Raw genomic sequence first — 22,306 nt, 5'->3', positions numbered from 1 at the left:
ACGTCGTGGTCCTTGGCGGCGGCGATGGAGAACCGCAGCCGGGCCGCCATGCCGGAGGAGTACGTCCGCATCGGCAGGGTGATGAAGTCGCCCTTGTCGTTGATGCCGGAGAAGTCGACGATCCCCTGGTAGCGCTCCCTGATCTGCTCCCGGGACATGCCCATGGCCAGCCCGCCCAGGTGGACGTTGCGCTCGCCGGTCAGGTCGTTCATCAGCGCCGCGTTGACGCCGAGGAGCGAGGGCTGGCCGTCGGTGTAGATCTTGCCGTTCTCCACCGGCAGCAGGCCCGCCACCGCCTTGAGCAGCGTGGACTTGCCGGAGCCGTTGGTGCCGATCAGGCCGATGGCCTCGCCCTTGTAGGCGACGAACGACACGTTCTTCACCGCGTGCACCCGGCGTACGCCCGCCGCCTTCTCGGCCTTCCCCGGGCGCAGGATGCGGTTGAGGGCGGCGGTCGCGGAGCCGCGTCCGGCGCCGGTGCCGTACACCCGGTAGACGATGTCGACCTTGTCGGCGACGACGGTGGGGATCTTCTCGGAGCTGTGCTCAGCCACGGCCGTACCTCTCCTCAGCCTTCCAGAAGTAGACGAAGCCGCCGACCCCGGCGAGCAGTGCCCAGCCCAGCGCGAAGGCCCACACGTGGTGCGGGAGCTGATGGGCGTGGAAGCTGTCGATCAGCGCGAAGCGCATCAGGTCGATGTAGACGGCGGCCGGGTTGGCCTCCAGCAGCACCTCCACCGAATGCGGCAGGTTGCTGTTGCGCAGCGTGGCGTCGATGCTGAACATCACGCCCGAGACGTACATCCAGGTGCGCAGGATGAACGGCATCAGCTGTGCGATGTCCGGCGTCTTGGCGCCCATCCGGGCCATGATCATCGAGACGCCGGCGTTGAAGACGAACTGCAGGAACAGCACCGGGATGGTCAGCACCCAGGAGACGCCGACCGGGATGCCGAAGCAGAACAGGATCACCACCAGCGCGGCCATGGAGAACAGCAGCTGCTGGAGCTGCTGCAGCGCGAAGGAGATGGGCAGTGCGGCGCGCGGGAAGTGCAGGGCTCGCACCAGGCCGAGGTTGCCGGAGATGGCCCGCGTGCCCGCCATGATCGAGCTCTGCGTGAACGTCCAGACGAACACGCCCGTGACCAGGAACGGGATGTAGTCCTTCACGCCGTGCTTGGTGCCGAGCAGCACGCCGAAGATGAAGTAGTAGACCGCCGCGTTCAGCAGCGGGGTGGCCACCTGCCAGACCTGGCCGAGCTTCGCCTGGCTGTACTGGGCGGTCAGCTTGGCGGTGGCGAAGGCGGTGATGAAGTGGCGCCGCGCCCACAGCTGGCGGATGTAGGCCGGCAGGGAGGGGCGGGCGCCGCTGACGGTCAGGCCGTGGCGGGCGGCGAGCGCCGCGAGGTCGTCCTCGGCCTCGGCCGGGCGCGGGGGCGGTGTGTGGAGGACCTGGCTCACATCCGCTGCTTTCGTCGGGGGGAGGGGCTGCGGGCGTACGGTTCCGCGTCGGCCGTCCGTTTCCTTACGGTTCTCTTCTCGTTTTCTTACGTCGGGACGGGACCGTATCGTCGAAACGCGAGCGTACGGCCAAGTGACGTCGGGACGCAACCGTTTCGTCGTAACGCCCTATGCTGGACGGCATGACGACGAACGCCGGCGAATCCCAGACGCGTCCGCGCCGCCGTGCCCCCGCGGGGGCGGCCGTACTCCGGGAGGACGTGACGGAGGCGATCCGGGCCGCCGTCTTCGCGGAACTGGCGTCCGTCGGCTATGCGCGGATGTCCATCGAGGGAATCGCACGGCGCGCGGGGGTTGGCAAGACGGCGGTGTACCGCCGCTGGCGCTCCAAGCTGCACCTGGTGCTCGACGTCGTCTCCGCGCTCGCGGTCCAGGGTCTGCCCGCACCCGACACCGGCTCCCTGGAGTCCGACCTCCGGCTGCTCTACGAGGTGACCTCGCGCGCCCTGCGCCACCCCGTGGCCTCGCAGATCATCCCCGACCTCCAGGCCGAGGCGGCCCGCAACCCCGACATCGCCGAGGCCATGCAGAAGGCCCTGCGCGACGGCCAGGAGAGCGTCGCCAGCAGCATCCTCGCCGCGGCCGGACAGCGCGGCGAGATCCGTCCCGGGCTCGACCGCGACCTCGCCCTCGACCTCATCTCGGGCCCCCTGTACTGGCGCGCGGTCGTCATCCGCTCCCCGAAGCTCCCCAAGGGCTACCTGGGCGCCCTGGCCCGGGGCACGGCGGAGGCGCTCAAGGCGCTGTGACGCCGCACGACCGCCTCCCGGAACCGTCCCGGAACCCTTCCGGAGCCCCCGGAACGCGACCGGGCCCGCCGAAGCGGGCCCGGGGAGGACATGAGCGGGTGACCGGGAAGGCCTGAGGCGGGTGACCGCGACGACGCGAGGCGGCTGAGCCGACCGGGACCGATAGGCGTCCCGTCAGTCGCGGGCCGCCTGCGGGTGGTGGCGGAGCCAGCCCTGCCAGGCCGAAGCGATCATGTCGTGGACGTCGTGGCGGGCCTTCCAGCCGAGCTCGGTGGCGATGCGGTCGGCGGAGGCGACGACGCGGGCGGGGTCGCCGGGGCGGCGCGGGGTGACCGTGGGGACGTGGTGGTGGCCGGTGACGGCGGCGATGGTGTCGATCATCTCGCGCACCGACACGCCCTCGCCGCGGCCGATGTTCAGGGTCAGGTCGAGGCCGGGGGAGGACTGGAGCGCGCGGGCCGTGGCCACATGGGCCTCCGCGAGGTCCACCACGTGGATGTAGTCACGGATGCAGGTGCCGTCGGGCGTGGGGTAGTCGTCGCCGAAGATGCGCGGGGCCGCGTTCTCCGTCAGCTTCTCGAAGACCATGGGGACGAGGTTGAACACACCGGTGTCCGCCAGCTCCGGGCTCGCCGCGCCCGCCACGTTGAAGTAGCGCAGGGACGCCGTGGACAGGCCCGTGGCCCGGCCGGTCGCACGGACCAGCCACTCGCCCACCAGCTTCGTCTCGCCGTACGGGCTCATGGGCATGCACGGCGTCTCCTCCGTGACCAGGTCCACGTCCGGCATCCCGTACACGGCGGCCGAGGACGAGAAGACGAACGCCGAGACATCCGCCGCCGTCACCGCCTCCAGCAGGACGCGCAGGCCCTCGACGTTCTCCCGGTAGTAGCGCAGCGGCTGGTCCACCGACTCGCCCACCTGCTTCTTCGCCGCCAGGTGCACGACGCCGGTGACCTCGTGCTCGGCGAGGACCCGCGCCAGGCGGTCACCGTCCAGCGTGGAGCCCACCACCAGCGGGATCCCGTCCGGGACCCGGGCGGCGTCGCCGGTGGACAGGTCGTCGTACACCACGGCCCGCTCGCCCGCTCGGGTCATCGCGCGGACGACATGCGCTCCGATGTAGCCGGCGCCGCCGGTGATCAGCCAGGTCATGTCGGGCGTCTCCTCGTCAGTCGGAGTCAGTGGTGCGAGTCGGAACCGGGTCGGAGTCGGCCGGGCCGAGGTGTGTGCGGGGCGCAGCGGCAGGCGGCTCAGGGCAGCAGGCGGCGGAGTCTGCCGCGGAGCACCGTTGCGGCGCCGCGCAGCCCGGTCGCCACGCGCACGGCGAGCGCGCCGGAGTGTGTGGCGTAGGGCTGGGCCAGCAGGATGCCGAACCTCAGGCTCGGCACGACGCTGCGGCGCAGCAGCCCGGCGCCCGCGACGGCGTGCCCCGTCATCTGCCGGGAGGTGCCGTCGGCGAAGCGCAGCCGTAGGCGCAGGTCCCACGTACCGGCGCCGAGCCCCGCCAGGTCCACGGGCGTCTCGGCGGACCAGCTGCCACCGGAGGAGCGCGTGAGGGGGACGGTGGTGCGCCGGGCCGGCCGGTCCGTCTCCCGGTGCCGCCACTCCACCTCCAGCTCCCGGGGACCCGCGGCGGCCACCCGGCCGTACATCTCGTGCAGGCGCAGCCGCAGCACGGAGGCACGCGCGCGGGGGCGCAGTGCCGCGTCCACGCAGAGCGGGAGGAGGTGCGCCGGCCGGGTCTGGCACGGCTCCAGGGTGACCTGGGGCAGATCGTCCGCCCAGACGGGCGTGGAGTGCTGGTCCCGCGCGTAGGGCGGGCACAGCCGGGCCGGGCGGGCGGCGAGCCCCTTCAGCCGGGACAGGTCGCGCGGCTCGGGCGAGGCCAAAATCACCCGTGCGAGGAGCCGCCCGGGCGCTGACGGGTTGACGGTCCAGTCGGCCGCGTCGTACTCCGCGAGGTACTTCCGCGTGTGCGTCCACCACGCGCGCCGGTACTCCGCGTCGCGCAGGTGCAGCTCGCGGGCGTACATGCGCAGCTCGTGGTCGAGGAACTTGGTGCGGGCGGCCCGCGCGAGCTCCTTGCGCCCGGCGCCCAGCAGGATCTCGTACGCCTGCCGGCTGGCCTCGATGCGCGCCCGCCAGTTGTCGACGTGCGCGCGGTCCAGCGAGATGGACAGCCGGTCGGCGGAGCGCCGCACGTGCCACAGGTAGACCCGGTCGGGGACGAGGGCCATCCGCGGCCCGGCGGCCAGCAGCCGGGCGGTGAACACGAAGTCCTCGTAGGGGAAGCGGCCCTCGGGGAAGCGGATGTCGTGCCCGCGCAGGAAGTCGGTGCGGTACAGCTTGTTGACGCAGAGGGTGTCGTGCACCAGGGCGGGCAGCCGCTCCGGGCGCGTCAGCACGGCGCTGCGCTCGTACAGCGCCGCCTGCCAGGGCACCTCGCGCCCCGAGGGCAGCTCCCGGCGCACGCACAGGCCGGCCGCGACGTCCGCGTGTTCCTCCTCGGCGGCCGTGAGCAGCGCGTTCACCGCGCCCGCCGGCAGCTCGTCGTCGCTGTCCAGGAACATCACATACGGCGAGGTCACCGCCTCGATACCGGTGTTGCGCGGGCTGCCGCAGCCGCCGCTGTTGGTCTCCCGCCGGATCACCCGCAGTCTCGGTTCGGTGGCGGCGAGGCCGGTCAGAAGCTCGTGACTGCCGTCCGTCGAGCAGTCGTCGACGGCGACGACCTCGCGGACGACGGGTCCCTGCGCGAGCGCCGAGCGCACCGCGTGGGCGATGTGGGCGGCGTCGTTGTATCCGATGAGGACGACGCCGACGTGGGGGGTCGGATGCTGGGTCTCGTCGGGGCTCTGGCTCTGGTGGGGGTGCATGGAGTCCACGGGCAGGGGATTGTAGGTACGGACGGTAATCTCCCATTAAGAGGGACTTGGCGTCCGGTGCGGAAGACGGTATGGGTCCGGCTCGGGTTGTCTTGCGGGTAGCACCGGTCTTGTCGAGCGCCACAGCCGGACGAACGAGACTACCGCCGCCGAGGCGAGCAGACCGTTGCGTACCAACATCAGAGCGCATCCCGTCCAGGTGCAGCCCGCCACCTGGGGATAGAACATCGGGTAGGCGATCACGCTGACCAGGCTCGCCGCCGCGATCAGCGCCGCAGCCGGGCGCTGCACGGTGTGCCGTGACGTCAGACACACGGCGGCCAGCCCGAGCAGCCAGACCATGTACTGCGGACTGATCACCCTGCTGGTCACGGTGAACAGCAGCACGGCGCTCAGCGCCGCGTCGTACGGCGTCGCCGGAGTCCGGTGCCGGGCCCGGACCCGCCACACCAGCAGCAGGGCGAAGGCCACCGCGGACAGCGCCAGCGCCAGGTGCGCGACGGCGGTCACGTGCGGCCCGGTGAACTCCAGCGCCCCGTACTGGTACCGCACCGTCCCCGGCCAGCCGGCGTGCGTCGCCAGGGCCAGCGCCGTGCCGCCGAACGACTCGATCTGCACGCCCCGGTCGCCCTGCTGGCGCACGAAGGCCAGCGGGTTGCGGAACACACCGGCGAGCAGCAGGCCGACGACGGCCCCGGTGGCGGCCGCCCACGTCCACGCCGAGCGGGTCGTACGGCCCCGGGGCGTGCCCAGCAGCACCAGCGCCGGCCACACCTTCACCAGGGCGCCCAGCGCGGCGAACGCGCCGCACGCGCGCGGGGAGCGCCCCAGCGCCAGCAGGGCGAGCACGGCGATGGCGGTGACCTGGACGTCGTAGCGGGCCAGCGGGACGTGCATCAGCAGCGGCAGGCCCAGCGTCCAGTAGCCGGCCCCGCGCAGGCTGCGGCCGGGGCGGGTGCCCGCGCGGGCCAGCGCCAGCGTGATCAGGGCGTCGGCGGCCAGGGTGAGCGCCACGAACGCCTGGAAGTACGTCAGGCCCGGCAGCAGCGCGGGCGACAGCAGCACCACTCCGGCGCCCGGCGGGTACTGCCACAGCGTGTCGTGCGCCGGGAAGGCGCCGTGGGAGAGAACGGTGTACCAGTGCCGGTACAGCAGCCACACCTCGCGCGCCACCGCGCCCCGGCCCAGCAGGGGCAGCGAGTCGTGCACGAGCAGCCACAGCATCAGGGCGCGGGTGAGCAGCCAGGTGGCCGTCAGGGCGAGGAGGCGGTGTCTGGCCACCGCACGCGTGAGGGCACGCGGCACGCTCCGGAAGGCACTCATCACGGCGGATCGTAGACCGCGTGAATGGTGCGTTCGTGCCGATACGCCGTCGACCACGTGAAGAGAGGGCCAACAGCACCACACCGGCCACACATTCACCGGACACGCATCACACCGGACACGCATCACACCGGCGCGCAGTCACCCGCAGTCCGGTGCCTCCTCCAGCGCCGCCGCGTCGAGCGCGCCGGTGAGCCGGTCGAGCCGGGAACGCAGGTCGACGATCTCCTCGAGGGTGAAGCCGGTCGCCGCCATGATCCGGCGCGGCACCAGTGCGGCGCGCTCGCGCAGCGCCACGCCCTGACCGGTCGGCAGCACCTCGACGGACCGCTCGTCCCGCGTGCTGCGCTCCCGGCGCACCAGGCCGGCCGCCTCCAGCCGCTTGAGCAGCGGGGAGAGGGTTCCGGAGTCGAGGCGCAGATGCTCGCCGAGCCTCTTCACGGGCGTCCGGCCGTGCTCCCACAGCACCAGCATCACCAGGTACTGGGGATAGGTGAGCCCGAGCTCCTTCAGAAGCACGCGGTAGACGCCGTTGAAGGCGCGCGAGGCGGCGTGCAGCGAGAAGCAGATCTGGTGCTCCAGGTGCAGCCAGTCCTCCTCCGGCACGGCGTCGGGCGCGGTGTCAGGCGGGGCGCTGGGCGGAACCTCGGTCGTCATGCCCTCAGGATAGCCGGGCGTCATTAAGTTGTGCACAACTGAATTGCGTGCTCTACTTGTCTCCGGACGCGAGGACACCCGGTCCACGCTCGTCCGCCGACGTCCGCACGACGTCCGCACACTTTTCGAGAGGGATGGTTTCCATGGACGCGCTCTACACCGCCGTCGCCACCGCCACCCACGGCCGTGACGGCCGCGCCTACACCTCCGACGGCAAGCTGGACGTGCAGCTGGCCCCGCCGGTGGAGCTCGGCGGCAACGGGCAGGGCACCAACCCCGAGCAGCTGTTCGCCGCCGGCTACGCCGCCTGCTTCGCCAGCGCCCTCGCCCTCGTCGGCCGCCAGGCCAAGGTGGACGTGAGCGACGCCGCGGTCACCGGCGAGGTCGGCCTCGGCAAGCAGGGCGAGGGCTTCGCGCTCGCCGTCACCCTGCGCGTCGAGCTGCCCGACACCGTGGACCAGGCCACCGGCCGCAAGCTGGTCGAGCAGGCCCACCAGGTCTGCCCGTACTCCAACGCCACCCGCGGCAACATCCCGGTCGAACTCGTCGTCGAGTAGCGCACCGGCCCGGGGCCCTGTTCACGGGCCCTCCCCGCCCCAGGGTCCCGCTCACCCCCCGACCCGCGCCAGCACCTCCCCGGTCCGCCGGCTCCACGCCACCACCACCGCCTCCCGCGGCGCCGCACGCCACCGCGGCAGCAGCAGCCAGCGCACGTGGTAGCGGCGGACGACGGCGGCACGGCCGGCGCGGGTCGTCGCCGGGTCGAGGTAGGCGCGGACGGCGGCGGCCCGTCGCTGCCGCTCCCGCTCGTCGAGCGCGATGTCCGGCCAGAGAGGCGCGACCAGGTTCACGCCGTACCCGGCGACGGCGTGCCGGGCGTAGTAGCCGTCGGCGAGCACCACGTCGCCGCGCCGCATCCACCCCGCCGCCCAGTCGTACGACGGCCAGCGCGGCGGCTGGTCGAAGCCGACCGGATCCAGCGAGCGCGGCACCACCGCCCCGGCCTGCACGCTCAGGAACCCCACGCAGGCGCCGGCGGCGGCGATCACGCCCAGCAGACGGCGCCACGGCGCCCAGGGCCGGGGTGCCGAGAGCTCCACGGCGAGCGCGATCTGCGGCCCCAGCAGGGCCGGGCCGAGGACCCGGCCGTAGGTGAAGTGGCCGCTGAACCACCCGTACGCCACGACGAGGCAGTCCAGCAGGAACATCAGCACCAGCGGGTCCCGCCCCCGCGACCGGCGCGCCCGCCGCCACAGCGCCGGCACACCGAGCAGGGCCAGCCAGAAGTGGCCGCCGAGGCCGTCGTAGAGCACCCGGTGCAGCCCGTCCAGCCGGTCGTCCCGGACCATTGCGAACACGTCGAAGTACGGCCAGCTTCCGGCGAGCGCGAGGGACACGGCCGCCGCCAGGAGCCAGCGGCCCGCCACCCGGACCCGCCATCCGCGCTGCCAGGCCGCCACGCACGCCAGGGCCCCCACCCCGGCGGCCACGAACGTGATCGGATGCACCAGCAGGACCAGCCCGTACAGCGCGCCCAGCCCCGCGTACCCGCCGAGGCCGCGCAGCCCGTTCGGCCCCACGAACCGCACCCGCTCCGCATCCCGCGCCCGAGCCGCCGTCAGCGCCCACGCCCACAGCGTCAGGCCGAGCGCGAACGCCGACGGATAGCCGAGGTTCTCCGCCATCGACATCAGCCCGAGATAGCCGCTCCACGAGACCGGCTCGGTGCCCCACAGCAGGGTCACCGCGCCCAGTGCCGGCACCGGCGCCCAGGGCCGCGGGGTCAGCGCCCGAACGAACCGCCCGAGCCCGGTCAGCAGAACCAACAGGTTCAGCGGCCCGGCGAGCCGCAGCACGTCCCAGCCGGACAGCCCGGTCCACCGGGCGAACACGCCCTCCGCGAGGGCGTACGGCGAGTAGTACGGGCTGCCCGCGCCCGGCAGGTCCGCCATCGGATGCCGGGGATGCAGCAGATCGTCCCTGAGGCGTTCGATCACCGCCGCGTGCTGGCCGGCGTCGCAGCACAGCGGCAGGCGCCAGTACGCCAGCGTCATCACCAGCCAGAACAGGGCGCCGCACACCTGGTACGGGCTCGGGCGCCGGGAGCGTCCGCCCAGCGCGGCCGCCCCGCGCGCGGAGCGCCGCCGGACGAGGACGCCGCTGCTCACCGGACCGGGAGGGGGAAGCGCGCGGCTCCCGGGCCGGGGGCGGAGACCGCTACCGGGCCGGGAGCAGGGACGGACAGGGATCTACGGGACATTAACCGTATATTCCCAATATCTTCGGCCGGGTCGGCGACGCCCGTCCCGGGTCACCTCATCGGGTGAGCGGGTTCCCCGTGACGGCGGCCGCTGTTTCCCGCTCGGCCTCGCCGCGCGGGCTCATGACGGTGCGAGCCGGTCGTGGCCGCAGGACTGGGCGGGCAGCTGCGCGGTGACCGCCCGGGGGCGCGCGGGCGGCGTCGGCGCCGACGGGGTCCACGCGACCTCGCCGAGGATCAGCGTGCGCACCACCCGCTCGGCCGCCCAGCCGTCGTCGAACTCGCAGAAGCGCGCCCGGAAGGCCGCCCGCAGCCGCGCCGACTCCTCGTCCCGCCAGCTCCCGGAGGCCGGCAGCCACGCCGGTCGCGGCCCGGTCGTCCCGGCGGTCGCCAGGTCGGGGGCCGGGTGGGGACGGGCCGTGACGCGGGGCACATACGAACTCCCATAGGGGCAAACGGTGGTCAGTGGCCGTCGGTGACGGTCTGCCGGCCGGCGGGTTGCGGCACGTTGGCGGGCCGGGAACGAACCGGGTCCGCGGCCGGCCACGGCACCGGGTGGCGTTCCGCGAGCGGGACGACGGGCGGCGGCCCGGCCGCCTCGCCGCCCTGTCCGGGCACCACTTGCCGCACCATCCGCTCGGCGGCGCGCCCGTCGCCGTACGGGCAGAAGCGCTCACGGAACACCGCCCGTAGCTGGGCGGAACGGAAGCCGCGCACATGCCCGCCGGTGAGGACGCGAGCGGGCCGGCGCCGGCCCGCGGGCGGCGTGTCCGGGGCCGGCCGGCGGCACCGTGGGGTGGTGCTGGCGGAGAAGAGCGCGCGGTCCGCGTGCGGCGGCAGACACGGCCGGATCCGGTGGTGCGCTTGCAGCAGGACGGCCCGCAGCGCCCGCAGCAACTTCACGACGGCCTTGGCCGTACGGCGGCGCAGGGTCATCGCCATCCGCAGCGCGCGGAAGGTGCGGTGCAAGGCGAGGCGGACCAGGGCGGGCCGCAGCCGGGGACGCAGCGGGAGCCGGACGCCCGGGGCGAGGTGGCGGCGGTGGTACGTGCGGGCCCGGCGCAGGAACTTCGCGCGGCAGCCGCGCGGCATCCGGCCCGGGCGGGGGAACGCCCGGTCGTGCCGCTCGAGGACGTCGAAGTGCCGGCGGCCGGTGGTGCCCGGGACGCCGTCCCGCCGGGGCTGCCGGTGGTGCACGCACACCCGGTCCAGGGAGGCGATCGACGCCGCGGCCGGCGGCACCGGGTACGTCCACGGGGTGTCCTCGTGGCAGTCGGCCGCGAAGGTGAGGCCCTCGCGCTCCACGAAGTCCCGACGGCAGGTCCCCGGGCGCCCGGTGACGTCGCCGTGGATCGTCCTGCCGGTCCGGTCCGTGCGCGCGGAGTCGTAGACCAGGACGTCCGGTTCGCCGGTCTCCTTCAGACGCGTCTCGATCGACCAGAGCGCGTCCGGTGTGAGCGTGTCGCCGCCGTCCAGGAGAACCAGGTAGTCGCCCGTGGCCCGGTACAGCCCCGCGTCGCGGGCCCGGGCCGGCCCCTGGTTCTCCGTCAGGTGCACGGGCCTGACGCGCGGGTCACGCGCGGCGAACTCGTCGACGATCGCACCGCACGCGTCCGGCGAGCAGTCGTCGACGGCGATCAGCTCCAGGTCCATGAACGACTGGGACAGCACCGACTCCAGGCACTCGTCCAGACCCGCCTGGACCTGGTACACGGGGACGATCACACTGAACCGGGGCACGAAGGACTTCCAAGGGTCGGCGCGGGCGGTCGGCCCGTCGCGCCGCTTGCGTCACGACCGGGCTGTGCCCGGGAACGGCCGATGGACCGAATGGGTCACGTTCCGCTACGGCAACCGGGGGACGGCGGGGGAACGCGAAGGGGCGGGCCGTCACCGGCCCGCCCCTGGTTTCCTGCTCGCCGCTACAGCGCCTGATCTCCCCGCTGCATCGCCTGATCTCCCACTACTTGACCGCGCCCGCCATCACACCGGACACGAACTGCCGCTGGAACGCGAAGAACACGGCCAGCGGGATCACCATCGAGATGAACGCGCCGGGCGCCAGGACGTCGATGTTGTTGCCGAACTGACGTACCTGCGTCTGCAGGGCGACCGTGATCGGCTGCGTACCGGACTTGGTGAACACCAGCGCGACCAGCATGTCGTTCCACACCCACAGGAACTGGAAGATGCCGAGACTGGCGATCGCGGGCCCGCCGAGCGGCATCACGACCCGTGCGAACAGGCGCAGTTCACCGGCGCCGTCGAGCCGGGCCGCCTCCAGCAGCTCGCGGGGGATCTCCGCGAAGAAGTTCCGCAGCAGGAACACCGCGAACGGCAGGCCGTACCCGGTGTGGAACAGCACCACTCCGAAGATCGTGCCGAACAGGCCGATCTTGCCGAAGAGTTCGGCGATCGGGATCAGTGCCACCTGCACGGGCACGACCAGCAGACCGACCACGGCCAGGAACCACCAGTCGCGGCCCGGGAACTCCATCCACGCGAACGCGTAGCCCGCCAGCGAGCCGACCACGACCACCAGGACCGTCGCCGGAACGGTGATCAGGACGGTGTTGAGGAGGGAGTTGGTGATGTCGCTGTTCTCCAGCAGCTTCTGGTAGCTGTCGAACGTCAGCTGCGAGGGCTTGGTGAACACGGTCCACCAGCCGCTGGCGCTCATGTCCTCCGGGGAGCGCAGCGACGACAGCAGCAGACCGATCGTCGGCACCAGCCAGAACAGGCCCACCACGATCAGCACCACACGGACCACACCGCCGCTGACGGCTTCGGCGAGGCGGGAGCCGACCGACCGCCTGGCTTTCACGGGCTGGGCAGCAGGGATCGCCTTCGTGACGGCCTCGGTCGTCATCGCCGCACCTCCCGCCGCAACCGCCGCATGTTGAACAGCATCACCGGGATCACCAGCACCAGCAGGAACACCGCGATCGCGCTGGCGACGCCCGGCCGGCCCTCCGAGAAGCCCTTGCGGTACAGCTCCAGGGCCAGCACGTTGGCGTCGTCCTGGGAGGAACCGGGGGCGATGATGAAGACCAGGTCGAAGATCTTCAGCACATTGATCATCAGCGTGACGGCGACGACCGCGAGCACCGGCGCCAACAGCGGCACCGTGACCCTGCGGAACACCTGCCACTCGTTCGCGCCGTCCACCCGGGCGGCCTCCAGCAGTTCACGCGGCACGCCCGCGAGCCCGGCCGCGATCAGCACCATCGCGAACCCGGCCCACATCCACACGTACGCCCCGATGATGGCCGGTGTGACCAGGGAGGGGCCCAGCCAGTCCACCCCGTTGTACGGCTCCTTGAAGTTGCCCGCCGGAAGCCTCAGCAGGGCGCCGTCGGCCTTCGCGGGCAGCGTGAAGGTGCCGTCGGCGGCGGCCTTCGCCGTCGCCACCACCTTGCCGTCCTTGACGGCCTCGATCCGCATGCCCGAGTAGCCCAGTTCGGACGGGTCGACCGCGCCGAGCTTCCCGACTCCCTTGCCGCGGGTGAAGTCCTGCCACGTGGTGCCGGTGATCTTCCCCGGCTCGGCGGCGGCCCGCACGGCCTTCTCGGCGCTGTCGGGCATCTGTTCGGGGGCGACACCCACCAGCGGCAGGGCGACCGACTGGCCCGTGTGCACCGGGCTGGTGGTGAGGAAGCCGCCGTGGTCGGGTTTCAGGGGCGAGTTGCGGCCCGGGTGCGCCTTCGGGAACGCCGACGACTGCGCGAAGGTGTCGTGGACCCCCACCCACACCGCGTTGGCGACGCCCTTGTCCGGGTCCTGGTCGTACACCAGCCGGAAGATGATCCCGGCCGCCAGCATCGAGATCGCCATCGGCATGAAGACGACCAGCTTGAACGCCGTTCCCCAGCGCACCCGTTCGGTCAGCACCGCGAAGATCAGGCCGAGCGCGGTGGCGACCGCCGGGGCGAACACCACCCAGATGATGTTGTTCTTCAGCGCGGTGCGGATGCCGTCGTCGGTGAACAGCGCCCGGTAGTTGTCGATTCCGGCGAAGTGGTCGCCGGAGGAGTCGTAGAAGCTGCGGACGATCGAGTACCCGATCGGGTAGACCACGAGCGCGCCGAGCAGCACCAGTGCGGGCAGCAGGAAGAGGGCCGCCACGGTCCTTCGGGTGCCGGTCACGCTCTTGCGACCACGGGGAGCGGAGGGCGTCGCCGACGTCTTGGCGACGCCCTCCGCGGCTGCCGACGTCATCGCCGGCCCCCTCCTCGGTGGGTGCGAGCGGTCATCGGCCCATCAGCTCCCGCTGCCGTACGCCGCCGCCGCGTCCTTCTCCAGCTTCGCCTGGGTGCCCGCGACGTCCGAGGGGTTCTTCAGGAAGTCCTGGAGGTCCTTCCACTCGCCCTTGCCGGGCGTGCCGCCGAACGCCTGCGGGGCCTGGTCCGACATGTCGAAGCGGAAGTCGTCGCCGGACGCGATCAGCGCCTGGGCGATCTTGCGCTGCACCTCGTTCGGGTACGCCGAGTTCGGCACGTTCTTGTTCGGGGACAGGTAACCGCCGAGCTTCGCCTGGATCGTGGCCGCGTCGGACGAGGCCAGGAACGTCACCAGCGCCTGCGCCGCCTTGGAGTCCTTCAGGATCACCGCCGCGTCACCGCCGGAGACGACGGGCGCGCTGGAACCGACCGCCGGGAACGGGAACACCTTGGCGTCCGTGCCCACCTTCGCCTTGGTCTCGCCGATGTTGACCTGCGCGAAGTCGCCCTCGAAGACCATGCCGGCCTTCGGCTGGTCGCCGCCGGTGAAGGTCTGCGTGACGGAGACCGGGAACTCCGTCTGGAGCGCGCCCTTCGCGCCGCCCGCGACGTAGTCCTTCTTGGACCAGATCTGCGCGAGGGTGGTCAGAGCCTGCTTGACCGACGGATCCGTCCACTTGATCTTGTGCTGGGCGAGCTGGTCGTACTTCTCCGGGCCCGCCTGGGAGAGATAGATGTTCTCGAACCAGTCGGTGAGGGTCCAGCCGTCGGCGCCGCCCACGGAGAACGGGGTGACACCGGAGTCGTAGACCGTCTGCGCGGTGGCCAGCAGGTCCTTCCAGGTCTTGGGCTCGCTCGCGCCCGCGTTCTCGAAGACCTTCGCGTTGTACCAGATCAGCGACTTGTTGGCGGCCTTGTAGTAGGCGCCGTACTGCTTGCCGCCGACCTTGCCGATGTCCTGCCAGCCCTGCGAGTAGTTCTTGGCGAGCTGCGCCTGCGCCTCCGGGCCGAGCGGCTTGGCCCAGCCCTTGTCCACGGCCTGCTTGATGGCGCCCGGCTGCGGCAGCAGCGCCACGTCCGGCGGCTGCCCGCCCGCGATCTTCGAACCGAGGAAGTTGATGATCGGGTCCTGGGCGGGGACGAAGGTGACCTTGGCGCCCGTGCGCTTGGTGAACTCCGCGAGCACCTTCTTGAAGTTCTTCTGCTCCCCGCCGGTCCAGACGGCGGCGACCTCCAAAGTCTGGCCGTCCAGCTTCGGGAGGGTGACGGTGGTGCCGCCTCCCGTGCCGCCGGTGGCTCCGCCGCTGTGGTCGTCGCCGCTCTTCTTGTCGTTGTCCGAGCCGCCGCACGCGGCAAGGGAGAGAGCCAGTGCTCCCGCGGCGAGAGCCGCCGCGGCCCTGGTCGCCCTGGTGGAACCGGCGGCCCCGTGTGTCCGGATGGTGCTGCTCGTGCTGCGCATCACTGCCCCGTTCTTCGTCCTCGTCGAACGTCCCAGCGCTGTCCTGTCCCGTGCGCTCTGGTCTACGCCGGGGCCCGGGAGTCGGCAAGAGCGCCCACAGTGTCAACCGGAAGATCGTGACCTCGTCGTGACGGTAAGTCAGGCAGGACGGCAGGGGCGTGGGTCAGAGCAGGGACGGGACCTCGGCGGCCGACACCTCCCGCGCGGCCCGCTCCAGCGCGCTGGCCAGCAGGGCCAGGTCCGTCGGGCCGTTGCCCAGCTCCCGGACCGAGCGACGGGTGGGCGGATCGCCCATGCGCTGCCACTCCAGGGGGACGACCGTGGGCCGCTGGGTCGCCGTCCGGGGGATGCGGCCCGTGACCCGGCCGCCCTGGAACGGGGTCACCCGGCCGTCCGCGCCCGTCAACCGGCCGCGCCCCGGCGCCGGTTCGTCCGGGCCGGAGGCCGGGGCGTCCAGCGTGACCCGCAGCGCGGCACGGCGGGCCGGCTCCGTCTGTGCCGTACGGCCTCCGGGCGCGGTCGCCGCCACCAGGTGCACGCCGAGCCGCTCGCCCTCCCGCGCCACCGCCTCCAGCGCCCGGATCACGGACCCGGCGGCGGGCCGCCCGGGCGACCCCAGCGCGGGGGAGACCAGGGCGTCCAGGTCGTCGACGACCACGACCAGCCGGGGCAGCGGCGGCGGCGCCGCCTCGCCGCGCGCCCGTGCCGCCGCGGGCCGCAGCCGCAGGGTGGAACTGGGCGGGGCGTCCAGATCGGCGGCCCCCGGGCCGGGCGTCCCCGTGCCGGTCGCCGCAGGGTCGGCCGCCGCGGTGCGGCCCGGTCCCGTGCGCTGGGCGACGATCCGGCCGGACACCTCGCGCCGGGCGTGCCACTCGGTGAAGTCGGCCAGCCCCAGCAGCTCGGCCCGCCGCTTCAGCTCCGCGCTGAGCGACTGGGCGAACTCCCGCATCCGCACGGGATCGTTGGCGGTCAGGTGGGTGGTGACGTGCGGTACGTCCGTACAGACCCGCAGGCCCTCGCCGTGCCCGTGGCCCGCGCCGGCGTCGTCCCGGCCGTCCAGCAGCACGATGCCGAGGCGGTCCGGGCGCTCGGCGGCGGCGAGCGAGGCCACGGCGGACCGCAGCAGCTCCGTACGGCCGCTGCCCGCCGGTCCCTCGACCAGCAGATGCGGCCCGTCGGCCACGAGGTCCGCGCAGACCGGGCCGCGCGGACCGGCGCCGAGTATCACCCACGCGCGCCCGCCGAGGGATCTGGCGTCGTCGGCCGCGTCCGCCCAGCGCGCCTGGAGCGACGCCGGGGTGGCCCGGGCCAGCCCCAGCTCGTCCAGCAGCCGTGCCGACAGCGGCAGCGGCACCGACAGCCGCGCGGTCCGGTCGCCACCGGCGCCGTCCGCCGCCGTCCTCAGCGGCGCCAGCGCCCGCGCGAACCGCTCGGCCCACGGCAGGGACACCGCGTCGACCCCGGCGACGGTGTCGGGACCCACGGGACCCTGCCCCTGCCCGCCGGACCGCGCGACACGCATCAGCCGCAGTGCCGTCGCCACGTCGCCGCTGAGCAGCGCCACGGCCCCGCACTCGCCGAACACCGGCGAGACCGCGAGGGCCGCCTCGTACGTCTCCGTCACCGGGGACGCGGGCGAGGCGGGCGACGTCTCGGCGAGGCACACGACGTGGATCCCCGCCCGGGAACCCTCGTGCGCCAGCCGCGCCACCGCCTCCCGCACCGCGGCACCGCCCGGGTCGCCGTCCACGACGACCACGGTGTACGGCCCCGGAAAGCCGGGTCCGTCCGGACCGTCGTCGTCCCGGGCCCAGGAGGGGCGCCGGCCAGCACCTGTGGGTCCGGGTGCGGATCCGGCGGGTTCCCGGCTCTCGGCGAGGTGGTCCTCCAGGCGGCGCAGGAGCTCGTCCGTGCGGGCCGTGGCCTGGTCGCGGTCGTAGGCCAGAAGCAGCCGGCAGTCCTGGCCGTGGCCCGGCCGCACATGGGGGAGCCAGCCGAGCCAGGACCACTCGACGGTGCGCTCCTGGAGCGGGCGGGCGCGGTCCGCGCTGATCAGGACGATCTCGAGGGTGTCGGGGGAGTGCAGCGCGGCCAGCTGGGCCAGTACCGCGCGAGCCAGCCCGGACAGGCGCTCGCGCGGTCCGGCCAGGCCGAGCGCGCCCACCTCGCGCAGGCCGGTGGTCACCGGCACCGCGGGCAGCAGCCGACCCGAGTCGTCGGGGGCGGGGCGGTCGGCCGTGCCGAGCCGGACCGTGAGCGCCTCCGGGTGCCCCGGTCCGCGCTCCCACAGCCGCGGACCCGGCCCCAGGGCCGTCAGCAGCAGCGCCGCCGGGTCCGGCCAGGTCTCCGGCAGACGCGTTGCCGCGTACGCCTCGGACGTGTGCCGCGCGGACGCGTGGGCCGCCGTGCCCTCGTCGTACGCCCCGCGGTGGGCCGCCGCAGTGTCACCGCGCCCACCGGCCAGGCGGCGCGCCCACGCACCGATCCCGCCGCGCCTGCGCACGCCCTGCGGTACGTCGGTGCCCCGCACGGGAGTCCCTTTGCGCCCGCCGCGCTCGCCGGCGCCGTCGAGGTCGCCGGCGAACCCTTCCGCGTGGGTCGGCCCGCCGCCGTGGCTCTCGAGCCACGGGGCGCGGCCCTGCGTGGGGACGAGGGGCTCGACCGGCTCGTGCTCGCGCGCCTCCCGGGCCTCCGGGTCCGCGCCGACGCCCACGCCCACGCCCGGGGCCGTACCCGTGCCGAAGGCCGTGTCGGCGCCTGTGCCTGTGCCGAAGGCCGTGCCCGTACCGAAGCCTGTTGCTGTTGCCGTTTGCGTGCCCGTACCGCCTGCGGAGTCGGGCACGCGCGCGTGCGCCGCCGTACCCCCTTCACCCGCCCCACCCGGCGCGGCGCCCTCGCCGCCGGAGACCCGCACATGCCCCTCGCCGTCCGGTGCCGTCGCCACGCGCGCGGACGGGCCGGCGGCCGGGGTCAGACGCAGGGCCGACTCGCCGATGCGCAGCAGGGCGCCCGGGGCGAACCGGACCGGGCGGGAGCCCACGGGCCTGCCGTCCAGCACGGTGCCGTTGGTGGAGGCCAGGTCGGCGACCGAGACGCGGCCGTCGGCGGAGACCGTCACCGCGCAGTGCAACCGGGAGACGTCGGGGTCGTCGAGCGGGACGTCGGCGTCGGCGGACCGGCCGACGACGATCTGCCCGCCGTGCAGCAGATGGACGCCGCCCGCGTCCGGCCCCGCGACCACGTGCAGCTGGGTCGGGGCCTCGTCGAGCTCGGGGTGCGGCTCCGGCGCGGCGGGGGCGCCCAGGGACAGCACGGCGCCGTCCAGCAGCGGCGGCTCGCCGAGCGTGCAGCGCTGGGCGTCGAGCCGCTCGACTCCCGCGTAGAGCACCACGGGCCCGGTACCGGGCTCCCGGCCGGACCGCTCCGATCCGCTCCGGTCGCGCCCGGCCGCACCACGCTCCGGGCCGGACCGCTCGGACGCCGCTCCGCCGTCCCCGGCGACCGCAGCGGCCAGCGCCGACGCCACCGCGGCCAGGGCGGTCCCCGCGGGCGCCGTGACCAGCACGTCGCGGCTCGCGGCGCGGCCCCCGGCCGCCGCAGGCGGGCCCAGCGGGTCTACGACGGTCAGCCGGATCTGCATCGGCGTCAGCGGTCCCTTCTGCGCGGGCGCGGACTCCCCCCACCCCACACGAGCACGTCGGCCAGTCACTGGAGGCATCCTCGCACCTGCCACCGACAACACGCCCGCCGTCCCACGGCAAGTGATCTTGATTGGTCGGCTCTGCCCCCAAAAGTGCCTGGCCGGTGCCCGGTGAATGACCGCTTCGGGCCCGCTTGAGATCGGTCACGTCCGTGCGCGGGCAACCAACCGACCCGAGTCGAGCGTCTTACCGTCGAACATGTACGGCACCTCCTGCGTATGTGGCCGCGTACGTCGCTCCGGAACAGCCGTGGGGAAGGCGAGGAGCGGCACTACAGTGGGTCGGAACACCCGCGGCAGGCCCTGGGCCCTGTCCCAGAAGGCGCGGGGGACCAGGCAAGCAAGCAGCAGGGAGCGCATGACGTGCGGCCGGTAGGCAGCAAGTACCTCCTGGAGGAGCCGCTCGGACGCGGTGCCACCGGGACCGTCTGGCGAGCCCGCCAGCGCGAGGCCGCGGGCGCCGAGGCGGCCGTGCCCGGCCAGCCCGGCGAGACCGTGGCGATCAAGGTCCTCAAGGAAGAGCTCGCCAACGACGCCGACGTCGTCATGCGGTTCCTGCGGGAGCGCTCCGTGCTGCTCCGGCTCACCCATCCGAACATCGTCCGGGTCCGCGACCTGGTGGTCGAGGGCGATCTGCTGGCGCTGGTCATGGACCTCGTCGACGGCCCCGACCTGCACCGCTACCTGCGCGAGAACGGCCCCCTCACCCCGGTCGCCGCCGCGCTGCTCACCGCGCAGATCGCCGACGCGCTCGCCGCCAGCCACGCCGACGGGGTGGTCCACCGCGACCTGAAGCCGGCGAACGTCCTGCTCAAGCAGGACGGCGGCGAGATGCACCCGATGCTCACCGACTTCGGCATCGCCCGTCTGGCGGACTCGCCCGGCCTGACCCGCACCCACGAGTTCGTCGGCACCCCCGCCTACGTGGCGCCCGAGTCCGCCGAGGGCCGTCCGCAGACCTCCGCCGTGGACATCTACGGCGCCGGCATCCTGCTGTACGAGCTGGTCACCGGCCGCCCGCCGTTCGGCGGCGGCTCCGCGCTGGAGGTCCTGCACCAGCACCTGAGCGCCGAGCCGCGCCGCCCGTCCACGGTCCCCGACCCGCTGTGGACGGTCATAGAACGCTGCCTGCGCAAGAACCCGGACGAGCGGCCCAGCGCCGTGAACCTCGCCCGCGGCCTGCGGGTCGTCGCCGAGGGCGTGGGCGTGCACGCCAACGCCGCGCAGATCGCCGCCGCCGAGGGCGTCGGTGCCCTGCTGGCCCCCGACCCGGCGCCCGCGACCGTGCCCGCCGCGGACACCCCCGGTGTGCCCGGCGCGGCCGACCCGACCCAGGTGCTGCCGCACGGTGCGCCGGGCGTGCCGGCGTACGACCCGAACGGCGCCACCAGCGTCCTGCCGCACACCGGCGGCCCGGCCGGCGCCGCCGACCCCACCACCGTCCTGCCTCACGGCGCGGCCGACCCCACCCGCATGATGCCGCCGATGCCGCAGGGACAGCAGGGCGGCGGGCCCCAGGCACAGCAGGGGCAGCAGCCCGAGCAGCCGCACCCCTGGCAGTCCCAGCTGCGCGCGGCCCGCGACCGCAACGAGCAGACGCAGATCCAGTACCTCGACCCGAGCGAGGACCCGCTGCGCCGCCGCCCCCAGCGACAGGTCGCCCGGCCGCAGCAGCAGCCGCAGCCCGGCTACGGCCATCCGCAGCAGCAGCCCCGCTACGCCCAGCCGCAGCCCCAGCAGTACGCCCCGGCGCCGCAGCACCGGCAGGCGCAGCAGCCCCAGCGGTACGCGCCGCCCGCCCCGGAGCCCCAGCGCCCGGCGCGCGAGCCGCGCGCGCCCCGGCAGCGCAGCGCGAACCCCATGAAGATCCCCGGGCTCGGCTGCCTCAAGGGATGCCTGTTCACGATCCTCATCCTGTTCGTCGCGAGCTGGCTGGTCTGGGAGCTGAGCCCGTTGCAGGAGTGGATCGGCACCGGCAAGGGCTACTGGGACCAGCTGAGCTCGTGGGTCGGCGAGGCGGTCGGCTGGATCAAGGACCTGGGCGGCAGCGGCAGCTGACGGGCGGGCCGCCGGATCGCGGGGCCGCCGGACCGGAGTCCCTTCGGATCCACGCCGCGGCACGTGAGTCTGGAGATTTGTCGACACCGGGCGGGTGATTTCCGTCTCCGCGGTGAAGGTTGGCTCCGCGGACGCGTAGTTTTGGCGACAACACGCGTCTGTAGGAGCAGTCTTGGCACGGAAGATCGGCAGCCGGTACACCGCGAACCAGATCCTGGGGCGGGGCAGCGCCGGCACGGTGTGGCTCGGCGAGGGGCCGGACGGGCCCGTCGCGATCAAGCTGCTGCGCGAGGACCTGGCGTCCGACCAGGAGCTCGTGGGCCGCTTCGTGCAGGAGCGGACCGCGCTGCTGGGCCTGGAGCACCCGAACGTCGTCTCCGTACGGGACCTGGTCGTCGACGGCAACGACCTCGCCCTGGTCATGGACCTGGTCCGCGGCACGGACCTGCGCACCCGCCTGGAGCGGGAGCGGCGGCTGGCGCCCGAGGCGGCGGTGGCCATCGTGGCCGACGTGGCGGACGGGCTGGCCGCGGCGCACGCGGCCGGAGTCGTGCACCGGGACGTCAAGCCGGAGAACGTGCTGCTGGACATGCAGGGCCCGCTCGGCCCGGGCGGGGCCCACCCGGCGCTGCTGACGGACTTCGGTGTGGCCAAACTCATCGACTCTCCGAAGCGGACCCGCGCCACGAAGATCATCGGCACCCCGGACTATCTGGCCCCGGAGATCGTGGAGGGCCTGCCCCCGCGGGCGGCGGTGGACATCTACGCCCTGGCCACCGTGCTGTACGAGCTGCTGGCCGGGTTCACCCCGTTCGGCGGCGGGCACCCCGGCGCGGTGCTGCGCCGGCACGTCACGGAGACGGTGGTCCCGCTGCCCGGCATCCCCGACGAGCTGTGGCAGCTGATCGTGCAGTGCCTGGCCAAGGCACCGGCGTCCCGGCTGCGCGCCTCCGAGCTGGCGGCGCGGCTGAGGGAGCTGCTGCCGATGCTCACCGGCATGCCGCCCCTGGACGTGGACGAACCGGACGACACCGACCCGGCCCAGGAGCCGCGGGAGGAGCTGCCCGAGCGGACCCCGGCGCCCGGCGGGGACGGCGCGCCACGCCGGGGAGCGGTGCCCCTGGTGCCCGGCGCCAGGCCGGACTCCAACCGGGACACGCACACCTCGATGCGGGTCCCCGCCCCGGACGAGCTGGCCGGCGGCGCGCACGGCACGGCGCGCGCTCCGCGTACGCCCGGCGCGCCCCGCCCCGGATCCGCCCGCAACCGCGCCGCGGCCCGCCGGCGGCGGATCACGCTGAGCGTGGCGGGTCTGGTGCTCGTCGCGGCCGTCGGCGCCGGTGCCTGGTGGGCAACGTCCGGCGACGCCCCGGCGAGCGAGCCTCAGGACACGCGGCACTCGGCGCCCTCCACGCCGTGACGGCCGTCACCGCTCGGCCATCCACGCTTGGCGGAGCCGTTACGCTGGATG

Annotated in this window: 15 protein-coding genes and 2 pseudogenes; 4 read left to right on the top strand and 13 right to left on the bottom strand. The window is 73.8% G+C overall.

Going from position 1 to position 22,306, the window contains the following annotated elements:
- Positions 1 to 554, bottom strand: a 554-nt coding sequence (locus IE318_RS26625) for an ABC transporter ATP-binding protein (RefSeq protein ID WP_229903759.1), incomplete at its 3' end; no start/stop codon positions are given.
- On the bottom strand, positions 547 to 1,461 hold the full coding sequence (locus tag IE318_RS26620; RefSeq protein ID WP_189904332.1) for an ABC transporter permease: 915 nt from the start codon (positions 1,459 to 1,461) through the stop codon (positions 547 to 549). The genes IE318_RS26620 and IE318_RS26625, both read right to left, overlap by 8 nt.
- Before the next feature lie 170 nt (positions 1,462 to 1,631).
- Between IE318_RS26620 and IE318_RS26615 the strand changes: the two genes are divergently transcribed.
- The gene (locus IE318_RS26615) at positions 1,632 to 2,270 is read left to right on the top strand and encodes a TetR/AcrR family transcriptional regulator (protein ID WP_189904330.1); all 639 of its coding nucleotides are present in this window, start codon (positions 1,632 to 1,634) and stop codon (positions 2,268 to 2,270) included.
- A gap of 174 nt (positions 2,271 to 2,444) precedes the next feature.
- On the opposite strand, the gene galE is transcribed toward IE318_RS26615, so the two are convergent.
- From galE to IE318_RS26595, 4 genes are all read right to left on the bottom strand, one after another.
- Positions 2,445 to 3,425, bottom strand: a complete 981-nt coding sequence (gene galE / locus IE318_RS26610; RefSeq protein ID WP_189904328.1) for a UDP-glucose 4-epimerase GalE — start codon at positions 3,423 to 3,425, stop codon at positions 2,445 to 2,447.
- 98 nt (positions 3,426 to 3,523) lie between these two features.
- Positions 3,524 to 5,149, bottom strand: coding sequence for a glycosyltransferase family 2 protein (locus IE318_RS26605; protein ID WP_189904373.1), 1,626 nt, complete (start codon positions 5,147 to 5,149; stop codon positions 3,524 to 3,526).
- 45 nt (positions 5,150 to 5,194) lie between these two features.
- Positions 5,195 to 6,481 (bottom strand): glycosyltransferase 87 family protein, encoded by a 1,287-nt coding sequence (locus IE318_RS26600; RefSeq protein ID WP_189904326.1) that lies wholly within the window; start codon positions 6,479 to 6,481, stop codon positions 5,195 to 5,197.
- A 141-nt stretch (positions 6,482 to 6,622) separates the two neighbouring features.
- Positions 6,623 to 7,138 carry a MarR family winged helix-turn-helix transcriptional regulator gene (locus tag IE318_RS26595; protein ID WP_189904324.1) on the bottom strand — a complete coding sequence of 172 codons (516 nt, stop codon included), beginning with the start codon at positions 7,136 to 7,138 and terminating at the stop codon, positions 6,623 to 6,625.
- A gap of 143 nt (positions 7,139 to 7,281) precedes the next feature.
- Between IE318_RS26595 and IE318_RS26590 the strand changes: the two genes are divergently transcribed.
- Entirely contained in the window at positions 7,282 to 7,695 is a 414-nt protein-coding gene (locus IE318_RS26590) for an organic hydroperoxide resistance protein (protein ID WP_030167185.1), read from the top strand.
- A 51-nt stretch (positions 7,696 to 7,746) separates the two neighbouring features.
- Here the strand turns inward: IE318_RS26590 and IE318_RS26585 are convergent, their stop codons facing one another.
- From IE318_RS26585 to IE318_RS26555, 7 genes and pseudogenes are all read right to left on the bottom strand, one after another.
- Positions 7,747 to 9,306, bottom strand: a complete 1,560-nt coding sequence (locus tag IE318_RS26585) for a hypothetical protein (protein WP_189904322.1) — start codon at positions 9,304 to 9,306, stop codon at positions 7,747 to 7,749.
- Positions 9,307 to 9,519: 213 nt separating this feature from the next.
- Positions 9,520 to 9,759: pseudogene (locus tag IE318_RS26580) on the bottom strand (CDP-glycerol glycerophosphotransferase family protein); the annotation flags it as partial.
- 443 nt (positions 9,760 to 10,202) lie between these two features.
- Positions 10,203 to 11,138, bottom strand: a pseudogene (locus IE318_RS26575) (glycosyltransferase family 2 protein); the annotation flags it as partial.
- Positions 11,139 to 11,361: 223 nt separating this feature from the next.
- Positions 11,362 to 12,267 carry a carbohydrate ABC transporter permease gene (locus tag IE318_RS26570; protein ID WP_189904318.1) on the bottom strand — a complete coding sequence of 302 codons (906 nt, stop codon included), beginning with the start codon at positions 12,265 to 12,267 and terminating at the stop codon, positions 11,362 to 11,364.
- Positions 12,264 to 13,616, bottom strand: a complete 1,353-nt coding sequence (locus IE318_RS26565) for a carbohydrate ABC transporter permease (RefSeq protein WP_189904316.1) — start codon at positions 13,614 to 13,616, stop codon at positions 12,264 to 12,266. Before IE318_RS26565 ends, IE318_RS26570 begins: the two co-directional genes overlap by 4 nt.
- A gap of 42 nt (positions 13,617 to 13,658) precedes the next feature.
- A complete protein-coding gene (locus IE318_RS26560) occupies positions 13,659 to 15,077 on the bottom strand; it encodes an ABC transporter substrate-binding protein (protein WP_189904314.1) in 1,419 nt (472 codons plus the stop codon).
- Positions 15,078 to 15,240: 163 nt separating this feature from the next.
- Positions 15,241 to 18,717, bottom strand: a complete 3,477-nt coding sequence (locus IE318_RS26555) for an FHA domain-containing protein (RefSeq protein ID WP_189904312.1) — start codon at positions 18,715 to 18,717, stop codon at positions 15,241 to 15,243.
- A gap of 423 nt (positions 18,718 to 19,140) precedes the next feature.
- On the opposite strand from IE318_RS26555, the gene IE318_RS26550 reads away from it, so the two are divergent.
- Together IE318_RS26550 and IE318_RS26545 are read left to right on the top strand one after the other, a co-directional pair.
- On the top strand, positions 19,141 to 20,835 hold the full coding sequence (locus tag IE318_RS26550; protein WP_189904310.1) for a serine/threonine-protein kinase: 1,695 nt from the start codon (positions 19,141 to 19,143) through the stop codon (positions 20,833 to 20,835).
- 172 nt (positions 20,836 to 21,007) lie between these two features.
- Complete coding sequence (locus tag IE318_RS26545) at positions 21,008 to 22,255, top strand: serine/threonine-protein kinase (RefSeq protein ID WP_030167204.1); 1,248 nt, start codon at positions 21,008 to 21,010, stop codon at positions 22,253 to 22,255.
- Positions 22,256 to 22,306 lie beyond the last annotated feature (51 nt).

It is taken from the genome of Streptomyces spiralis, from assembly GCF_014654675.1.
Classification (GTDB): Bacteria; Actinomycetota; Actinomycetes; order Streptomycetales; family Streptomycetaceae; genus Streptomyces; species Streptomyces spiralis.
This window is presented reverse-complemented; position numbering and strand designations above follow the sequence as displayed.